At 34.3% G+C, this 12,678-nt stretch carries 16 protein-coding genes, 1 other RNA gene and 1 pseudogene; 5 read left to right on the top strand and 13 right to left on the bottom strand.

What is annotated here, in order from left to right; translation table 11 throughout:
- Positions 1–5 precede the first annotated feature (5 nt).
- Positions 6–743 (top strand): tRNA pseudouridine(38-40) synthase TruA, encoded by a 738-nt coding sequence (gene truA / locus OOK85_RS00215; RefSeq protein WP_010963021.1) that lies wholly within the window; start codon positions 6–8, stop codon positions 741–743.
- An 80-nt stretch (positions 744–823) separates the two neighbouring features.
- The gene (locus OOK85_RS00210) at positions 824–1,774 is read left to right on the top strand and encodes an IS481 family transposase (RefSeq protein WP_264702189.1); all 951 of its coding nucleotides are present in this window, start codon (positions 824–826) and stop codon (positions 1,772–1,774) included.
- A gap of 64 nt (positions 1,775–1,838) precedes the next feature.
- Here the strand turns inward: OOK85_RS00210 and dnaN are convergent, their stop codons facing one another.
- The 12 genes from dnaN to OOK85_RS00155 all read right to left on the bottom strand — a co-directional run bounded on the left by dnaN (position 1,839) and on the right by OOK85_RS00155 (position 10,256).
- On the bottom strand, positions 1,839–2,996 hold the full coding sequence (gene dnaN / locus OOK85_RS00205) for a DNA polymerase III subunit beta (protein WP_264703275.1): 1,158 nt from the start codon (positions 2,994–2,996) through the stop codon (positions 1,839–1,841).
- Positions 2,997–3,119: 123 nt separating this feature from the next.
- On the bottom strand, positions 3,120–3,617 hold the full coding sequence (locus OOK85_RS00200; RefSeq protein WP_006279310.1) for an invasion associated locus B family protein: 498 nt from the start codon (positions 3,615–3,617) through the stop codon (positions 3,120–3,122).
- On the bottom strand, positions 3,610–4,503 hold the full coding sequence (locus tag OOK85_RS00195; protein ID WP_010963019.1) for an RNA polymerase factor sigma-32: 894 nt from the start codon (positions 4,501–4,503) through the stop codon (positions 3,610–3,612). Before OOK85_RS00195 ends, OOK85_RS00200 begins: the two co-directional genes overlap by 8 nt.
- 320 nt (positions 4,504–4,823) lie before the next feature.
- Positions 4,824–5,501, bottom strand: coding sequence for a P44/Msp2 family outer membrane protein (locus OOK85_RS00190; protein ID WP_264703267.1), 678 nt, complete (start codon positions 5,499–5,501; stop codon positions 4,824–4,826).
- A 448-nt stretch (positions 5,502–5,949) separates the two neighbouring features.
- The gene (locus OOK85_RS00185) at positions 5,950–6,120 is read right to left on the bottom strand and encodes a hypothetical protein (protein WP_264703265.1); all 171 of its coding nucleotides are present in this window, start codon (positions 6,118–6,120) and stop codon (positions 5,950–5,952) included.
- An 81-nt stretch (positions 6,121–6,201) separates the two neighbouring features.
- Positions 6,202–6,516, bottom strand: a complete 315-nt coding sequence (locus OOK85_RS00180; RefSeq protein WP_064125278.1) for a YbaB/EbfC family nucleoid-associated protein — start codon at positions 6,514–6,516, stop codon at positions 6,202–6,204.
- Between the two features lie 21 nt (positions 6,517–6,537).
- A complete protein-coding gene (gene dnaX, locus OOK85_RS00175; RefSeq protein WP_264703259.1) occupies positions 6,538–8,022 on the bottom strand; it encodes a DNA polymerase III subunit gamma/tau in 1,485 nt (494 codons plus the stop codon).
- Between the two features lie 15 nt (positions 8,023–8,037).
- An RNA gene (gene ffs / locus OOK85_RS00170) (signal recognition particle sRNA small type) lies at positions 8,038–8,137 on the bottom strand.
- A gap of 231 nt (positions 8,138–8,368) precedes the next feature.
- On the bottom strand, positions 8,369–9,316 hold the full coding sequence (locus tag OOK85_RS00165) for an IS110 family RNA-guided transposase (RefSeq protein WP_264702207.1): 948 nt from the start codon (positions 9,314–9,316) through the stop codon (positions 8,369–8,371).
- A 69-nt stretch (positions 9,317–9,385) separates the two neighbouring features.
- Positions 9,386–9,514, bottom strand: a complete 129-nt coding sequence (locus tag OOK85_RS00160; RefSeq protein WP_264703257.1) for a hypothetical protein — start codon at positions 9,512–9,514, stop codon at positions 9,386–9,388.
- Positions 9,502–9,666 carry a hypothetical protein gene (locus OOK85_RS07745; RefSeq protein WP_406719964.1) on the bottom strand — a complete coding sequence of 55 codons (165 nt, stop codon included), beginning with the start codon at positions 9,664–9,666 and terminating at the stop codon, positions 9,502–9,504. Before OOK85_RS07745 ends, OOK85_RS00160 begins: the two co-directional genes overlap by 13 nt.
- A gap of 26 nt (positions 9,667–9,692) precedes the next feature.
- Positions 9,693–10,256 carry an IS5 family transposase gene (locus OOK85_RS00155; protein WP_406719965.1) on the bottom strand — a complete coding sequence of 188 codons (564 nt, stop codon included), beginning with the start codon at positions 10,254–10,256 and terminating at the stop codon, positions 9,693–9,695.
- A gap of 339 nt (positions 10,257–10,595) precedes the next feature.
- Here OOK85_RS00155 and OOK85_RS07740 point away from each other — a divergent pair.
- Both OOK85_RS07740 and OOK85_RS00145 read left to right on the top strand, forming a co-directional pair.
- Positions 10,596–10,712 (top strand): annotated as a pseudogene (locus OOK85_RS07740) (WPE palindromic element domain-containing protein); the annotation flags it as partial.
- 107 nt (positions 10,713–10,819) lie between these two features.
- Positions 10,820–11,473: a glutathione S-transferase family protein gene (locus tag OOK85_RS00145; RefSeq protein ID WP_065094500.1), complete on the top strand. Its 654-nt coding sequence runs from the start codon at positions 10,820–10,822 to the stop codon at positions 11,471–11,473.
- A gap of 1 nt (position 11,474) precedes the next feature.
- On the opposite strand, the gene OOK85_RS00140 is transcribed toward OOK85_RS00145, so the two are convergent.
- Positions 11,475–12,122 (bottom strand): O-methyltransferase, encoded by a 648-nt coding sequence (locus tag OOK85_RS00140; protein ID WP_010081993.1) that lies wholly within the window; start codon positions 12,120–12,122, stop codon positions 11,475–11,477.
- 250 nt (positions 12,123–12,372) lie between these two features.
- On the opposite strand from OOK85_RS00140, the gene OOK85_RS00135 reads away from it, so the two are divergent.
- Complete coding sequence (locus OOK85_RS00135; protein WP_006279425.1) at positions 12,373–12,651, top strand: DUF2671 domain-containing protein; 279 nt, start codon at positions 12,373–12,375, stop codon at positions 12,649–12,651.
- Positions 12,652–12,678: the final 27 nt, after the last annotated feature.

Here is a 12,678-nt window from a genome sequence, read left to right as displayed (position 1 = left end):
ATGCAGTGCGATACAAAATAACGGTAGAATATAATGGTAGTAATTTCTCTGGTTGGCAAAAACAGCAACACTCTGCTAACTCAATCCAGGAGAAGATAGAAAATGCTATATTTAATTTTAGTGGTGAGAAAGTTACTTTGTACTGTGGTGGCAGGACTGATGCAGGAGTTCATGCTTTAGGACAAGTTGCTCATTTTGATATGGAAAAGGAATTTGAGCTTTATAGAATAAGGAATGCAATAAACTATCATTTAAAATCAATTCCTATAGTCGTGCTTAATGCAGAAGTTGTAGATGATGCGTTTCACGCACGGTTTTCAGCAAAAAAAAGATATTACGAATATAGAATAGTTAATCGCTATGCTCCTGCCGCTCTGGAGACGGGTTATGTATGGCAAGTGTTTAGCCCACTTGATGTAAATATTATGCGTGAAGCTGCTAAACATCTACTTGGAAAACATGACCTTTCAAGTTTCCGTTCAAAAGATTGTCAAGCCGCAAATCCGATAAGAACAATTGATGATATCGATATAATACAAAATGGGAATCATATACACATCAAAATATCTGCTATTTCCTTTTTACATAACCAAGTGAGGATTATTGTGGGTACTTTAGTTGAATTTGGAAAAAATAGAACCAATCCGCAAGAAATGCTAAATATATTAAACCAATGCAAAAGAAGTGCCGCTGGAGTTACTGCACCACCTTTTGGCTTATATTTGGTAAAGATAGATTACTAATTTAATAAAAGCTGGTGTACAGTCCCAGAGTGTGATGGTATGATAAAATATGAGAAAAAAATACCATCAAAGGAGGAGTTATGGGACAAATATTACATGGGTGCGCCAAAACAACACAGACGATTCGTAGAGCAATACAAAATAGAAAAGAGAGCATAGCAAAACTCTCCAAGCATTATAACCTTAATCCAAAAACTATTATTAAGTGGAGAAAACGTTCATTTACGAAAGATGCTGATATGGGTCCAAAGCGTCCAAGATCGACTGTTTTAACGCTAGAAGAGGAAGCTATAATAGTTACATTTCGCAAGTATACACTACTGCCACTAGATGATTGCCTTTACGCTCTGCAGTCTACAATTCCGCATTTGACTCGCTCTAGCTTGCATCGTTGTTTACAAAGACACAACATTAGCAGATTACCAACTGTTGATGGAGAAGTTAAGTCAAAAAAGAAATTCAAACAATATCCTATCGGTTACTTTCATATTGATATTGCTGAAGTTAGAACTGAGGAGGGCAAATTACATTTGTTTGTTGCTATTGATAGGACATCCAAATTTACCTATGTTGAGTTGCGTAACAGTGCTACAAAACCCATAGCTGCTGAGTTCTTACGTAATTTGATTAGAATTTTACCGTATAAAATCCATACTATTTTGACAGATAACGGTATACAATTTACAAACCAGAAGCGTCATAAGTATGCTTTCCAACATATATTTGATAGAGTTTGCGAAGAGAATGTTATTGAACATCGTTTGACAAAAGTTAGCCATCCTTGGACGAATGGGCAAGTCGAGCGTATGAATAAAACTTTAAAGGATGCTACAGTTAAGAAGTATTACTATCAATCGCACCAGCAACTTAAAGAACACCTTTATAACTTTGTTATGGCTTATAATTATGCAAAGAGACTCAAAACTCTTAAGGGTCTTACTCCTTATGAATTTATATGTTATCAGTGGACACAGTCTCCAGAATTATTTATACTAAATCCACACCATCACACTCTGGGACCATACACCTAGTGAAATAAGTGCCATACCGCCACGGTATCTCCAGATTCCGCTAACAAGCAGCGAGATGACGAGTTTAAGTTCTCATTGGCATTACTACATATAATGCACTTGAATCGTCTTCATCAGTGATAATTGTAGCACTATTACCATCGGCTAAGCTAAACTTACATTTATTTTTTATGCAGGATAGAACATCAAGTAAATAACGCGAGTTGAACCCTATTTCTATAGGGGCTTCATTGTAGTCCACTTCTATGGATTCAGTTGCATCACTGCACTCTTGGGAGTTTGAATGCAGAGTTAGCAGCTTTTCTTGTAGTAAGAATTTAATAGATTTTACTTTATCAGATACAACAACGGAAACTCGATCTATAACGTCTGAAAGTTTTTTACTTTCAATAATCATATGCTTATCTTGAGATGCTGGAATAACTGCTTTATAATTTGGAAAAGTTCCATCTATTAATTTTGATATTAGAATATATTCACCGCATGTAAACTTGATTTTTCTGTCTGAGAGTTTTACTTTAATTTCATTACAATCGTCCAATATTTTTAACAGCTCCATAACAGTTTTACGTGGAATGATCACACCAAATTCGCCATTGATGTTCCCAGGCTTTGGCCTCTTTATACATGATAAACGATGGCCATCAGTTGCAACGCAGTACAGAAATTGCTCATCTGTATGTAGATATATTCCATTTAAATTATACCTTGTATCATCTAGTGATACAGCAAATTTTGTTTTAGTTAATAAGTCTATCAGGTCTGTATTTAGTAGAGTAAAATCATGTTTATAATTGTCTTCTTCAAGAGCAGGAAAGCTGCTTGAAACTACATTCGGTAAAGAAAAGTTTGCATTTCCGCAAGACATCAATAATTTTCCTTGGTTGTTTACTTCAAAATTGACATCCAAATCAGCGGGTAACTTCTTCACTATGTCATGTAAAGTATGCGCTGAAATTTTTACTTCTCCTTCTGTTAATACGGTTGCAGCAAGTGAGGCAAATATTGAAATGTCAAGATCAGTTGCCATTAATTTTATGCTGCCGTGTTGTGCTTTGATATTTATACACGCCAAAACATCTATTGCATTACGCCTTTCAACCACTCCACTTACTCTGGATAATGTATTTAAAAGACTTGTGCGGCTCACGCTAAAACGCATCTGCTCGCACACAGAATTTTGCTTTTTGATTTCTGTATCTACACCTGCAACCTCTGACATTGCTAACTCTCAAAAATATATTTTAAATGATATCCACATCCCATATAAAGTAAAGTGCTATTTATCGAAAGGGCAGTCTGTTTTATACTATAACTGGAAAATTACCTATTCTGTTACAATAATTTACTTTGTATGGCATAAATCATGCATTTTTTGATACGCTTTTTGAAAACCAAGTAGGGAATAAGTATCATCAATGGTCACTGTTTTTGTTTTTCCATTAACTACCATTGATAATCCCTGCTTCATTTTTAGAATGAGATCTTGATCTATTTTTGTATGCTCTGCCCACGCAAAACTTCCCTGTATTATGGGCAGTGTATATTTAATTTTTTTGTCGATATTGAGAGCTACAGGCTCCTTATCATACTGAAAACCAGAGGTAACGCTTACCTCATCTGCTTTTTTATCAACATAACTAACCATTACATACGGCTTGCGATTGGTTGTATAATATTCGCTTTTTTTTTTAGGATAGGATACAATATAACATACTTTCTCTCCATCTTCCAATGCAGTATACACGAGCCAATCTTTATATTTTTCCTTCAATTGTACATCACTAACCGATGCAAAAGCGCCTATCGAAAAAAATATTAGAAATATAAAAAAACTACGCATGCAAACCAAATTTCAAACTTTCAGATTGTATATATTGTTTTACCTTAGCCATCGCCTGCTCAGCCAACTGCCTTATTCTTTCTCTTGAAACACAATATTTTTTACTAAGTTCATCCAGAGTTTGAATGTTTTCAGACAAATATCTACTGATAAAAATGTCTCTTGCCCTTTCGTTGAGGCTCGCTAGTGCATTGTTTAAAATTGTTTCTTTTAATTCTTTTTCTTCATGATTCTGATAGGTTACTTCTTGACTAACCAAGTTACATGGGATCATATCTTGTAGCTCCCTTTTAGAGTCATCACCTATTTTTATGCAATCGTTTAGCGACTGATCCTTACAAGCCATACGGTAATTCATCTGCAGAACGTCTCCTTCGGATACAGAAAGCTCATTAGATATTGCTTTTATTTCTTCATTATTTAATGTTTCCCTGTTTGTATACTGTAAAATTCTTTTTTTTATTTTACGTAAACTAAAAAACAATCTTCTTTGTGCTTGCGTTGTGCCTATTTTCACAAACGACCAAGATTTCAATATAAAGTCTTTTATTGAAGCTTCAATCCACCACACCGCATAAGTTGAAAAACGAAACCCTAAATCAGGATTAAACTTTTTCACTGCATGCATTAAACCCATATTTCCTTCCATGACCAGGTCCATCAACAATAGTCCATAATTTTTGAATTTCATTGCAATTTTCACTACCAAATTCAAATGGCTGGTAATCAATTTATGAGCAGAAGAAACATCCTTATATTGGTTCCAATTTTTTGCTAATCGTACCTCTTCCTCTTGAGACAGCATAGGAAATTTTTGCACCCTAGCAATATATTGCATGAGATTGGTTCTGCTATCGACACATAAGTTTGCCATTGAGGTCAACATAACAACTTAAATTAAAACTTCATGCATATAATATATTGATTTTCCAGCAAAAATTCAAGCTTTGATTTGAAAAAAGTACAAACTTTCCATCTAATTTTTTGGAGACAGTAGGCCGCAGTGTTAGCTAATTGGATAACATTATGTAACTTTAGATGATATTCTACCAGTACAATGGTAAACGTTATAGCTTAAACACATAGCAAATAGTGTTATTCCAGTGCCTTGACACTGGAATCCACATTTCTTTTTTTCTAGATCCCAGTGTCATGCTACTTGAATGACAAGAAAAAACCCACTGGGATAACAAGACTGAAGATAGACTAGAAATTAAACGCTACTCCAGCTTCTGCACCAACAGTGCTGTAAAGAACTTTGATTGCAGCATCGTCTTTAGCTGCCTTATCAAAGTTAGCACCATAAGAACCGAAATAACGAGCTCCAGCATAAAGCTTGATTTCTGGAGTTACATCATAGCTAACACCAGCTTTTGCTTGATAAGCAAAACCGAATCCCCTTTGATCCTTAACTGCATCAACCTTTGAAGGATTGCTGATATATGCTGCACCAGCACCAACACCAACATACGGAGTAATAGGCATATCTTCAATTGCTATATCGTAATAAACGTTAACTAACCCTGAAAATGCTGTTAAACTGTCTGCAACATTTGTCTCAGACGTATTTATTATAGTTGCATCTTTATTCAACCATGAGTAAAGTCCTTCAACGTCAACCCTGATGTCGTCCATTTTATAACCAAACGCACCACCGCCAGCTATAAAAGATGCTTTTAAGGGACTATCCTTTTCTTTGCCTGTTGCATTTGTAATACCATCAATTTTTGTGAAAAGAGGTAAAATTTCACCGTTGTATTGCAAACGAACGTAGTAGCTAGTTTCTTCATCACTTATTGGACCAACAGGATCTGAAAAAGCAGAGTTTGATAAACTTAGCAACGTTGCTAAAGCGGCTGCTGAAAAAAACTTTTTATAATGCATAATTGTCCTCGTAAAAAAATTAAAATTCCACTTTAGCAGTCTAAGTAACAACTAAAGTTAAGTCAAGTGCTAACTTAATAACACAAAATATTTTACACTTTAACTAATTTTTAGGAGAAGACAAAGATTTTATTAATGAATAAATACGACTTTTGATTTTTTGGTATAGCTAACACAGGTAAGATTTACTATCGAAAGACCTCGTCATCTCGCTGCTTGTTAGCGGGATCTATAGCTAAAGTGGCTTAGGTTTACCTACAATTTGAAAAACAAAAATTCTTCATTCCGCTACTTATTAGCGGAATCTATACCGCGAATGAACCGCGGTATGACGGTTAATTATTCCGCGCGGGATGACAAGAAAGGAGCAGCAGGATGATGCCTCACCATGTCATTCCAGTGCTTGACACTGGAATCTAGTCTTTATTATGCAGCCACTTGGTTGAAATTAAGTCTTCTGGATCCCAGTGTCAGCTACTCGGATGACACCATTCTTTTTCCTGGATCCCAGTGTCTGGGCACTGGGATGACACCATTTGCTGTGCAATTTACTTTCAAAAATGAATGTTCGTACAGCTATGGAATGAATCACGGTATGACGTAGGGCTGTGCTAGCCATAGGTGCATTATATGAAGAAGTACTAGCGTTGGAAATATTAGAAAAAAAATACTTACACTAAAAGAAACTTCAGTAGTAAATTCAAAAAGGAAGTTTAAACCCAGGTGGTAAACCCATCATACCTGCAAGATCAGAAGTTGCATTTGCCATATCTTCTTCTGCTTTTTTAACGGCATCATTAAACGCTGCTGTTACTAAATCCTCTACTATATCTTTTTCCTCATTTCTCATAAGTTCTAAGTCTATGTTCACCTTTTTAGCTTTATAGCTACCTATTTTTATGACTTCCACTAATACAGAAACTTTGCCACCACCAGAAATACCTTGAAACTCTTTCCCAACATATTTTTCTTGAGCTTCTGCAAGCTTTTTTTGCATCTCTTGCGCTTGTTTCATTATTTGACTAAAATCCACAACTTACTCCTTATTTTCTATATTAACTACTTTTGCACCTTTAAACGTGTCAAGTATATCCTTGACTGCAGGTGCATAATTTAAATTACCCACTTCCCTGTTTATATAACCCGTATCAACTGTAATAACCCACTCTTGCTGAGTCACCTGGTTTAAGTAATTTTTTAAATCATTGCAAAAATTACTATCCAACTTAGATACAGCTTTTAATTTTAAATATCCAGGTTTACAATTTATTAATTGTAGATTATTACACAGTTGTTTGTAAAGATAAATTTGGTTACTCCGCCTTAATAGTTGCAAAACTTTGTCAAAATCATAATTTTGTTGCTGTTCATTTCTTACATTACGCGTATTTTCCGGCTGTGCATTCTGCGAAAGAATTTTTTTGACCACCTGTTCCGGAGAAGGCAGATCAGAAAGATAACAGAGGCTAATTAACATCATTTCAGCAGCAACATCGTTGCATGTTGAAGTTTTTATATCTTGAATACCTTTAAGCAACATCTTCCACAATCTCGAAAAAAATATTAAAGATCTCTTTATACTTAAATCTTTTATCCTATTCTTTTCATGCTCTGTAACTGCACTATCAATCTCTTTCGTAATTAAAAAACGGCATATTAACTGAATTGTTTGCAATAGACCTTCAAAAATACTAAGTGGGTTTGCTGTTTTTATCGCCTTGTCAAACACTGATAGAGCTTTCTGTAAATCACCATCTAATATTGCTCCTAATAGATCGAATATAATATCTTTATCCACTAGGCCAAGTATGTCTGTCACATTTTTAGTGGATATTGCACCATCTTTGCTATATAGCACTGCTTGATTCATCAAAAACAAGGCGTTACGCATTGAATTTCCAGAATGTCGTGCAATTAATTCTAATGCTCCCTTTTCAATGGAATAACTCTCTTTTTGTGCAACATCATTTAAACGTTCCACTATTTTAGCTACAGGAATGTTGTGTAAATCAAATCTTTGACAACGTGCAATAATAGTTATTGGTATTTTTTTTATTTCCGTAGTTGCTAAAATGAACTTTACACTAGATGGTGGCTCTTCTAGGGTTTTAAGTAATGCGTTAAATGCACTGCTGGATAACATATGTACTTCATCTATAATGTAGACTTTGAATTTAGAGCTTATAGGTGAATAGCAAATATCTCCCAGGATTACTTTAATATCGTCAATGCTAGTGTGACTTGCCGCATCGATTTCAATTACATCTGGATGGCTTGAATTTTTTATTGCTAGACAATTTTCACATGATCCACAAGGTTCAAAAATTGGCCCCAGGGAACAATTCAAACATAAAGCTATTATCCTTGCAGTGGTGGTTTTACCAACTCCACTACTACCAGAGAGCAGTATAGATTGTGGGATTTTGTTTAAAATAAAAGCATTTTCTAATACACGCACTAATATATCTTGACCTACTAGATCTTTGAAGCTACTAGGACGATGTTTTAATGCTATATTCATAGCCTCGGATAAAACAAATAATGAAATAGGTATGCAACCCAAAAAGGTTCTGATATGGCTGCTTCATTTCTGATCTGACCAAATTACAGAGTTTTTGCCTGCATACCTTATAAAATATTATACTTTTTTTTTTATTTAGCAAGGTATCAACTATGTTTTTTAAAAATTTTTTTATTTGTGTAATTTTGCAAATTATATGGGCAATAAAAACCCGTTTGTCATAGAAATAGAATTTTATATCAAACAGCTACCACAGCAATTTCTGCTTAAGCTAATGAATATGTGCTTTAAGTCTGTGTGGACGCACATATTCATTAGCCGATTTCAGTTACCGTTGTGAAGATTTTTAAGTATGCAAATTAATTGCTTCTTTAAGTCTTGTATTAGCAATTACTATAATTTTAAGCATTAGGGCTGTTATAGCCACCATCTTCTTCTTACCACTTTCAACAAGCTTAGAATAAAAGGCGCCAAGTATAGATTTTGACCTTGTAGCAGCCATAGCGGCTGTAAAGAGCTTTGAACGAACGTTACTTCTACCACCTGTAATCCTTCGGTAACCAACAGCTTTACCACTTTCTTTTGGATGCGGTGCAACTCCGGCAAGACTTGCTACTTCTTTTCTGTTTAAGTAACCAAGCTCTGGCATTAAACACAAAAAATCTTGTGATAACTTTTTACCTATTCCAGGAACTGTTTTAAGAATTTTTTGGCGTTGTTGTAATTCGCGGCTTTCATCAATAATCTTTTGTATAGTATCATTGAGTTCGTTTATTTGACTATCGAAAAACTCAATGGTCTTTTGACAGCTTTCTTTTATATGATCATTTTCCGGTGCTTCAAGTCTGCATTTTTCTTGAGTTCTCATTTGCGTAATATCATCACGACGTTGACAAAGTGCAGCCAAAGTTGATTGTTCTGTAGAGGTAGGTACAAATAGAGAGATAGTTCTATGGCGTTCAAATCCATATTGAGCAAGAGCTCTTGCATCTGATCTATCAGACTTTGCTAAAGTTCCGTGAGATAAAATAAAGCTTTTTACTTTACGAGTATTAGCTCGATGCACGGCAATATTTTTGTCGGTAAGAAAATGTGATAAGCCAAGCTCATATTTCCCTGTATTTTCTAAAGTCACTAAAGCATTAGGTAGAATATCTGAAAACTCTTGAAATAATTGTTGCCAACCAGAAGCATTATTATCAAATTCGACAGCATTCTTCTGTTTGTGAATTGCAACGACATTTTTAAATTTTCCGATGTCAATGCCAATAAAATTTTGATAAGATGTAACCATAATAAACCTCGATAGTTTTAGTTAATTTAAGATTGTAAACGGGTGCATATATATGTCCCAAGCAACTATTCAAACGTATCGAGAGATAGGGCTAGCGTACCTTGATACCAACGGTTGTAATACCAATTTCCTTTCGGTCGCGCACGCCCGTGATAGCCCTATTCCTAGGCTCTGTGGACAAAATTTTAGAGAAGCCATACAAGAGCTCCAACAAAATTGAGAAAACCCATAAAAACCTCAGCAGTTTTATCAAATCTGGAAAAAATGCGCCTAAAATTTTTAATTTTACCAAAAAAACACTCAATCAAATGACGTTCTTTGTAGATATGCTCATCGTAATACCTTTGCACTTTTCGATTCCGTTTTGGCGGAATAACTACTGTACATCCCTTGTCTTCAAGACTTGTAACAAAGGCATTTTGCTATCGTAGCCCTTGTCAGCTACTACAGTAGAGTTATAGATACTTTCGGTCAACACTTGTGCCTGCGTAATTTCATTTCTTTGACCAGGAGTCAGAGTAAATTTAAGTGGATTTCCAAGTGCATCGACAAGCGCATGTATTTTAGTTGTAAAGCCACCTTTGCTCCTCCCTAAAGCTTCTTGATCCTTGGAGTTTTTTGTATATCCAGATGAACATGGATGGCCTCGGATGATCGTACCGTCGATTATAGCAACTTCTAAATCAGGCTCTTGTTTAGTATATTCAAGCAATTTTTTCCAGACATCTCTTTCACACCATCTTTTAAATCGCTTATGTATACTCCTGTAATTACCATAAGTTTTTGGTAAAAGTCTCCATTGGCAACCACTTCGCACTATGTACCACACTGCCTCTATGAATATTCTTAAACGTTTTTCATCTTTGCTGTGCATTCCTTTTACGCTTTTTATGAACTCTAAAATTTGTTTCCAATTTTCCTCTTTGATGTAATATTGCATATGGTAGTTTCTCCATTTTTTACCTATTAGGCTAAACTACCATCTTTTTCTCTCTTTTCATATTTTTTGTCCACAGAGCCTAGTGAGCAGGGTTATCTTTCTCTCTTATCTCTTTTATATCACGTTTTTAACTTACAATATCCTATATTAGCTCTATAATTTGATATGTTAAATTTTTTACAGTGCTATTTTGAAGTAAACAAAAAGTTAGTTGTCATGCAAGTCACTACAAGATTGTCACTCCAATGTTTATTTATGTCATTTCAGCGCTTATTTATGTCATCCCAGTGCCTAGACATACAGCTGTATGAATGTTGTGATATAAGAGCAATTTTTACCGAAAAGGATGTCATCCCAGTGCTTGACTACTTGGATCCAGAAAACTTAACTGTAAATGAGCGCACTAGGCAATTGTATAACAAGAACTGGATTCCAGTGTCAGCTACTTGCATGACACTACCTGCTACGCAAACTTCTGTGGACTACAAAGAAAGTTCGTACAGTTGTAGGTCAAGCCATAGAGTAACAAAAAAAGGATATTGGTATAACAAAAGAGGAACATTATGATTTTATATCATTTTCCTCTTTGTCCATTTTCACGAAAAGTTAGAGCTTTTCTAAAAGAAAAAAAATTAGGCTGTGATCTAGTGTATGAAAATCCGTGGGAAAAGCGGAATGAATTTATGGAGATCAATCCAACCGGGCAAGTACCAGTGTTAATAGATAATAACTTTGTAATAGCGGATAGTAATGCCATTTGTGAATATATAGAAGAGACTTACAATAGCGACGTCAAATTACTTGGTTCATCCACTATTATTAAGTCTAAAATACGCGCTCTAATCAATTGGTTCGATAACAAATTTTACAATGAAGTTACTAAGTATATTATGAATGAAAAAGTAATTACTAACCGCAGCCCTGACTCTAGATTTCTTCATGCAGCTCAGCATAACCTGCCTTGCCATATGGAATACATCGAACACTTAATTAACAAGAACGTTTGGCTTGCAACTGATAAGTTCACTTTAGCTGATATTACTTTAGCATCGCATATTTCCGTAATGGATTATGTAAGTAGTTTTCCATGGGAAAAAAGTAAAATTTTAAAAGAATGGTACTCCATTGTTAAATCAAAGCCTTGTTTTCGTGAGATATTATTAGAGAGGATTTCTGGTTTAATCCCTCCTAAACATTATGCTGACCTTGATTTTTAACTTATGTTAGCTTTAAAGCTACAGTCATTCCTTCATCAGTTGGAATCAATATAGAGAAATATTTTTTTTCATCTGATAATCTATTATTAAACTCCCTCATGGCATGCCATGATTTTTCTGATACTTCTTTTGGAGGCGATTCTAAAAATACTGTGTTAAACAGTAGAGTGTTATCTGCAACGATTAGCCCATCTTGTTTAATGTATGACTCTGCCCAATCTAAATACTTAGGATAACTACTTTTGTCAGCATCAATAAATATCATGTCAAATGGTGCTTTTGCTGATAATTCATTAATTTTTTCCAGTGCATCGCCTTCTATTAGAGTAATTTTATCACTTAGATTAAAAGCACTAAAATTTTTTTTTGCTATTCTTGAGTGTTGAGGATTATTTTCTATTGTATATATATGACCGTCTTTTAGTAGAGCTTTTGCCATGCAAATCGACGAGTAACCGTATAACGTGCCAATCTCAACAATACTTTTGATTTTTTGGATTTTTATAAATAAACTTAATAGCTTTCCTTCTTCAGGGCCAATTTGAATATGTTGCTTTTTTTCAAGAATACAATATTCTTCTATTTTTTTATATTCTTTTGCAAATAGATTTCTTATGTATGACAATTTTATACTAAAATTATTACGCATATATTATAAATTAGGGAGACTTAATTCATACACAATTTATAAATATAATAATATAGTTTAAAATAATAAAAACATTTATTTTAAGTTATTATTTCATAGTATAAAATTTTAAGTGACAAAAATTATTATATATCGTACTATAGTTAACTAGTATAATAAACAGTCGATTATTATGCTAGAATTAAAGGGATTGTTTATGCGCATTTCTCTTTTTAAAATATAATTTTTATAATCAATTAGAGGGGGTTATATGTCTTATACTATTGCTGGTGAAGTTGAAACGTTAAACAAAAAATCTAACAAGAATGAAGGGGTTATGTTACTACATAATCCAGCTTATCGTGAAAAGTATAAAGAACGTTTTGATGAAGCTCAGAGAAAAGTTATGGATATGGTTCAGTTTTATGATGGGACAATAGTATTAATAGAGAATAAAATCGCTATGTATTACTACACTTGGCACAGTAAAAAAAGAGAGTTTGAGCGTAAAAAACAACAAACAGTAGTGAAAAACAATGACTCAGCATAGAGTCTTTTATATGGTAAGCTACAGTGG

Origin of the sequence: Wolbachia endosymbiont (group A) of Volucella inflata (assembly GCF_947250665.1) — a bacterium.
GTDB classification, from domain to species: Bacteria; Pseudomonadota; Alphaproteobacteria; order Rickettsiales; family Anaplasmataceae; genus Wolbachia; species Wolbachia pipientis.
The sequence above is the reverse complement of the archived record's forward strand: the minus strand, read 5'-3'. Positions and strand labels throughout refer to the sequence as shown.

Bases quoted from the DNA above. Each gene is read 5' to 3' on its own strand.
- OOK85_RS00135 (WP_006279425.1), top strand. From the start codon at position 12,373: ATGTCTTATACTATTGCTGGTGAAGTTGAAACGTTAAACAAAAAATCT.
- dnaX (WP_264703259.1), bottom strand. From the start codon at position 8,022: ATGAATATAGCATTAAAACATCGTCCTAGTAGCTTCAAAGATCTAGTA.
- OOK85_RS00190 (WP_264703267.1), bottom strand. From the start codon at position 5,501: ATGCATTATAAAAAGTTTTTTTCAGCAGCCGCTTTAGCAACGTTGCTA.
- OOK85_RS00195 (WP_010963019.1), bottom strand. From the start codon at position 4,503: ATGTTGACCTCAATGGCAAACTTATGTGTCGATAGCAGAACCAATCTC.
- OOK85_RS00140 (WP_010081993.1), bottom strand. From the start codon at position 12,122: ATGCGTAATAATTTTAGTATAAAATTGTCATACATAAGAAATCTATTT.
- OOK85_RS00210 (WP_264702189.1), top strand. From the start codon at position 824: ATGGGACAAATATTACATGGGTGCGCCAAAACAACACAGACGATTCGT.
- OOK85_RS00200 (WP_006279310.1), bottom strand. From the start codon at position 3,617: ATGCGTAGTTTTTTTATATTTCTAATATTTTTTTCGATAGGCGCTTTT.
- OOK85_RS00155 (WP_406719965.1), bottom strand. From the start codon at position 10,256: ATGCAATATTACATCAAAGAGGAAAATTGGAAACAAATTTTAGAGTTC.
- OOK85_RS00165 (WP_264702207.1), bottom strand. From the start codon at position 9,316: ATGGTTACATCTTATCAAAATTTTATTGGCATTGACATCGGAAAATTT.
- OOK85_RS00180 (WP_064125278.1), bottom strand. From the start codon at position 6,516: ATGAAACAAGCGCAAGAGATGCAAAAAAAGCTTGCAGAAGCTCAAGAA.
- dnaN (WP_264703275.1), bottom strand. From the start codon at position 2,996: ATGTCAGAGGTTGCAGGTGTAGATACAGAAATCAAAAAGCAAAATTCT.
- OOK85_RS00185 (WP_264703265.1), bottom strand. From the start codon at position 6,120: ATGGCTAGCACAGCCCTACGTCATACCGTGATTCATTCCATAGCTGTA.
- OOK85_RS00160 (WP_264703257.1), bottom strand. From the start codon at position 9,514: ATGGCTTCTCTAAAATTTTGTCCACAGAGCCTAGGAATAGGGCTATCA.
- OOK85_RS00145 (WP_065094500.1), top strand. From the start codon at position 10,820: ATGATTTTATATCATTTTCCTCTTTGTCCATTTTCACGAAAAGTTAGA.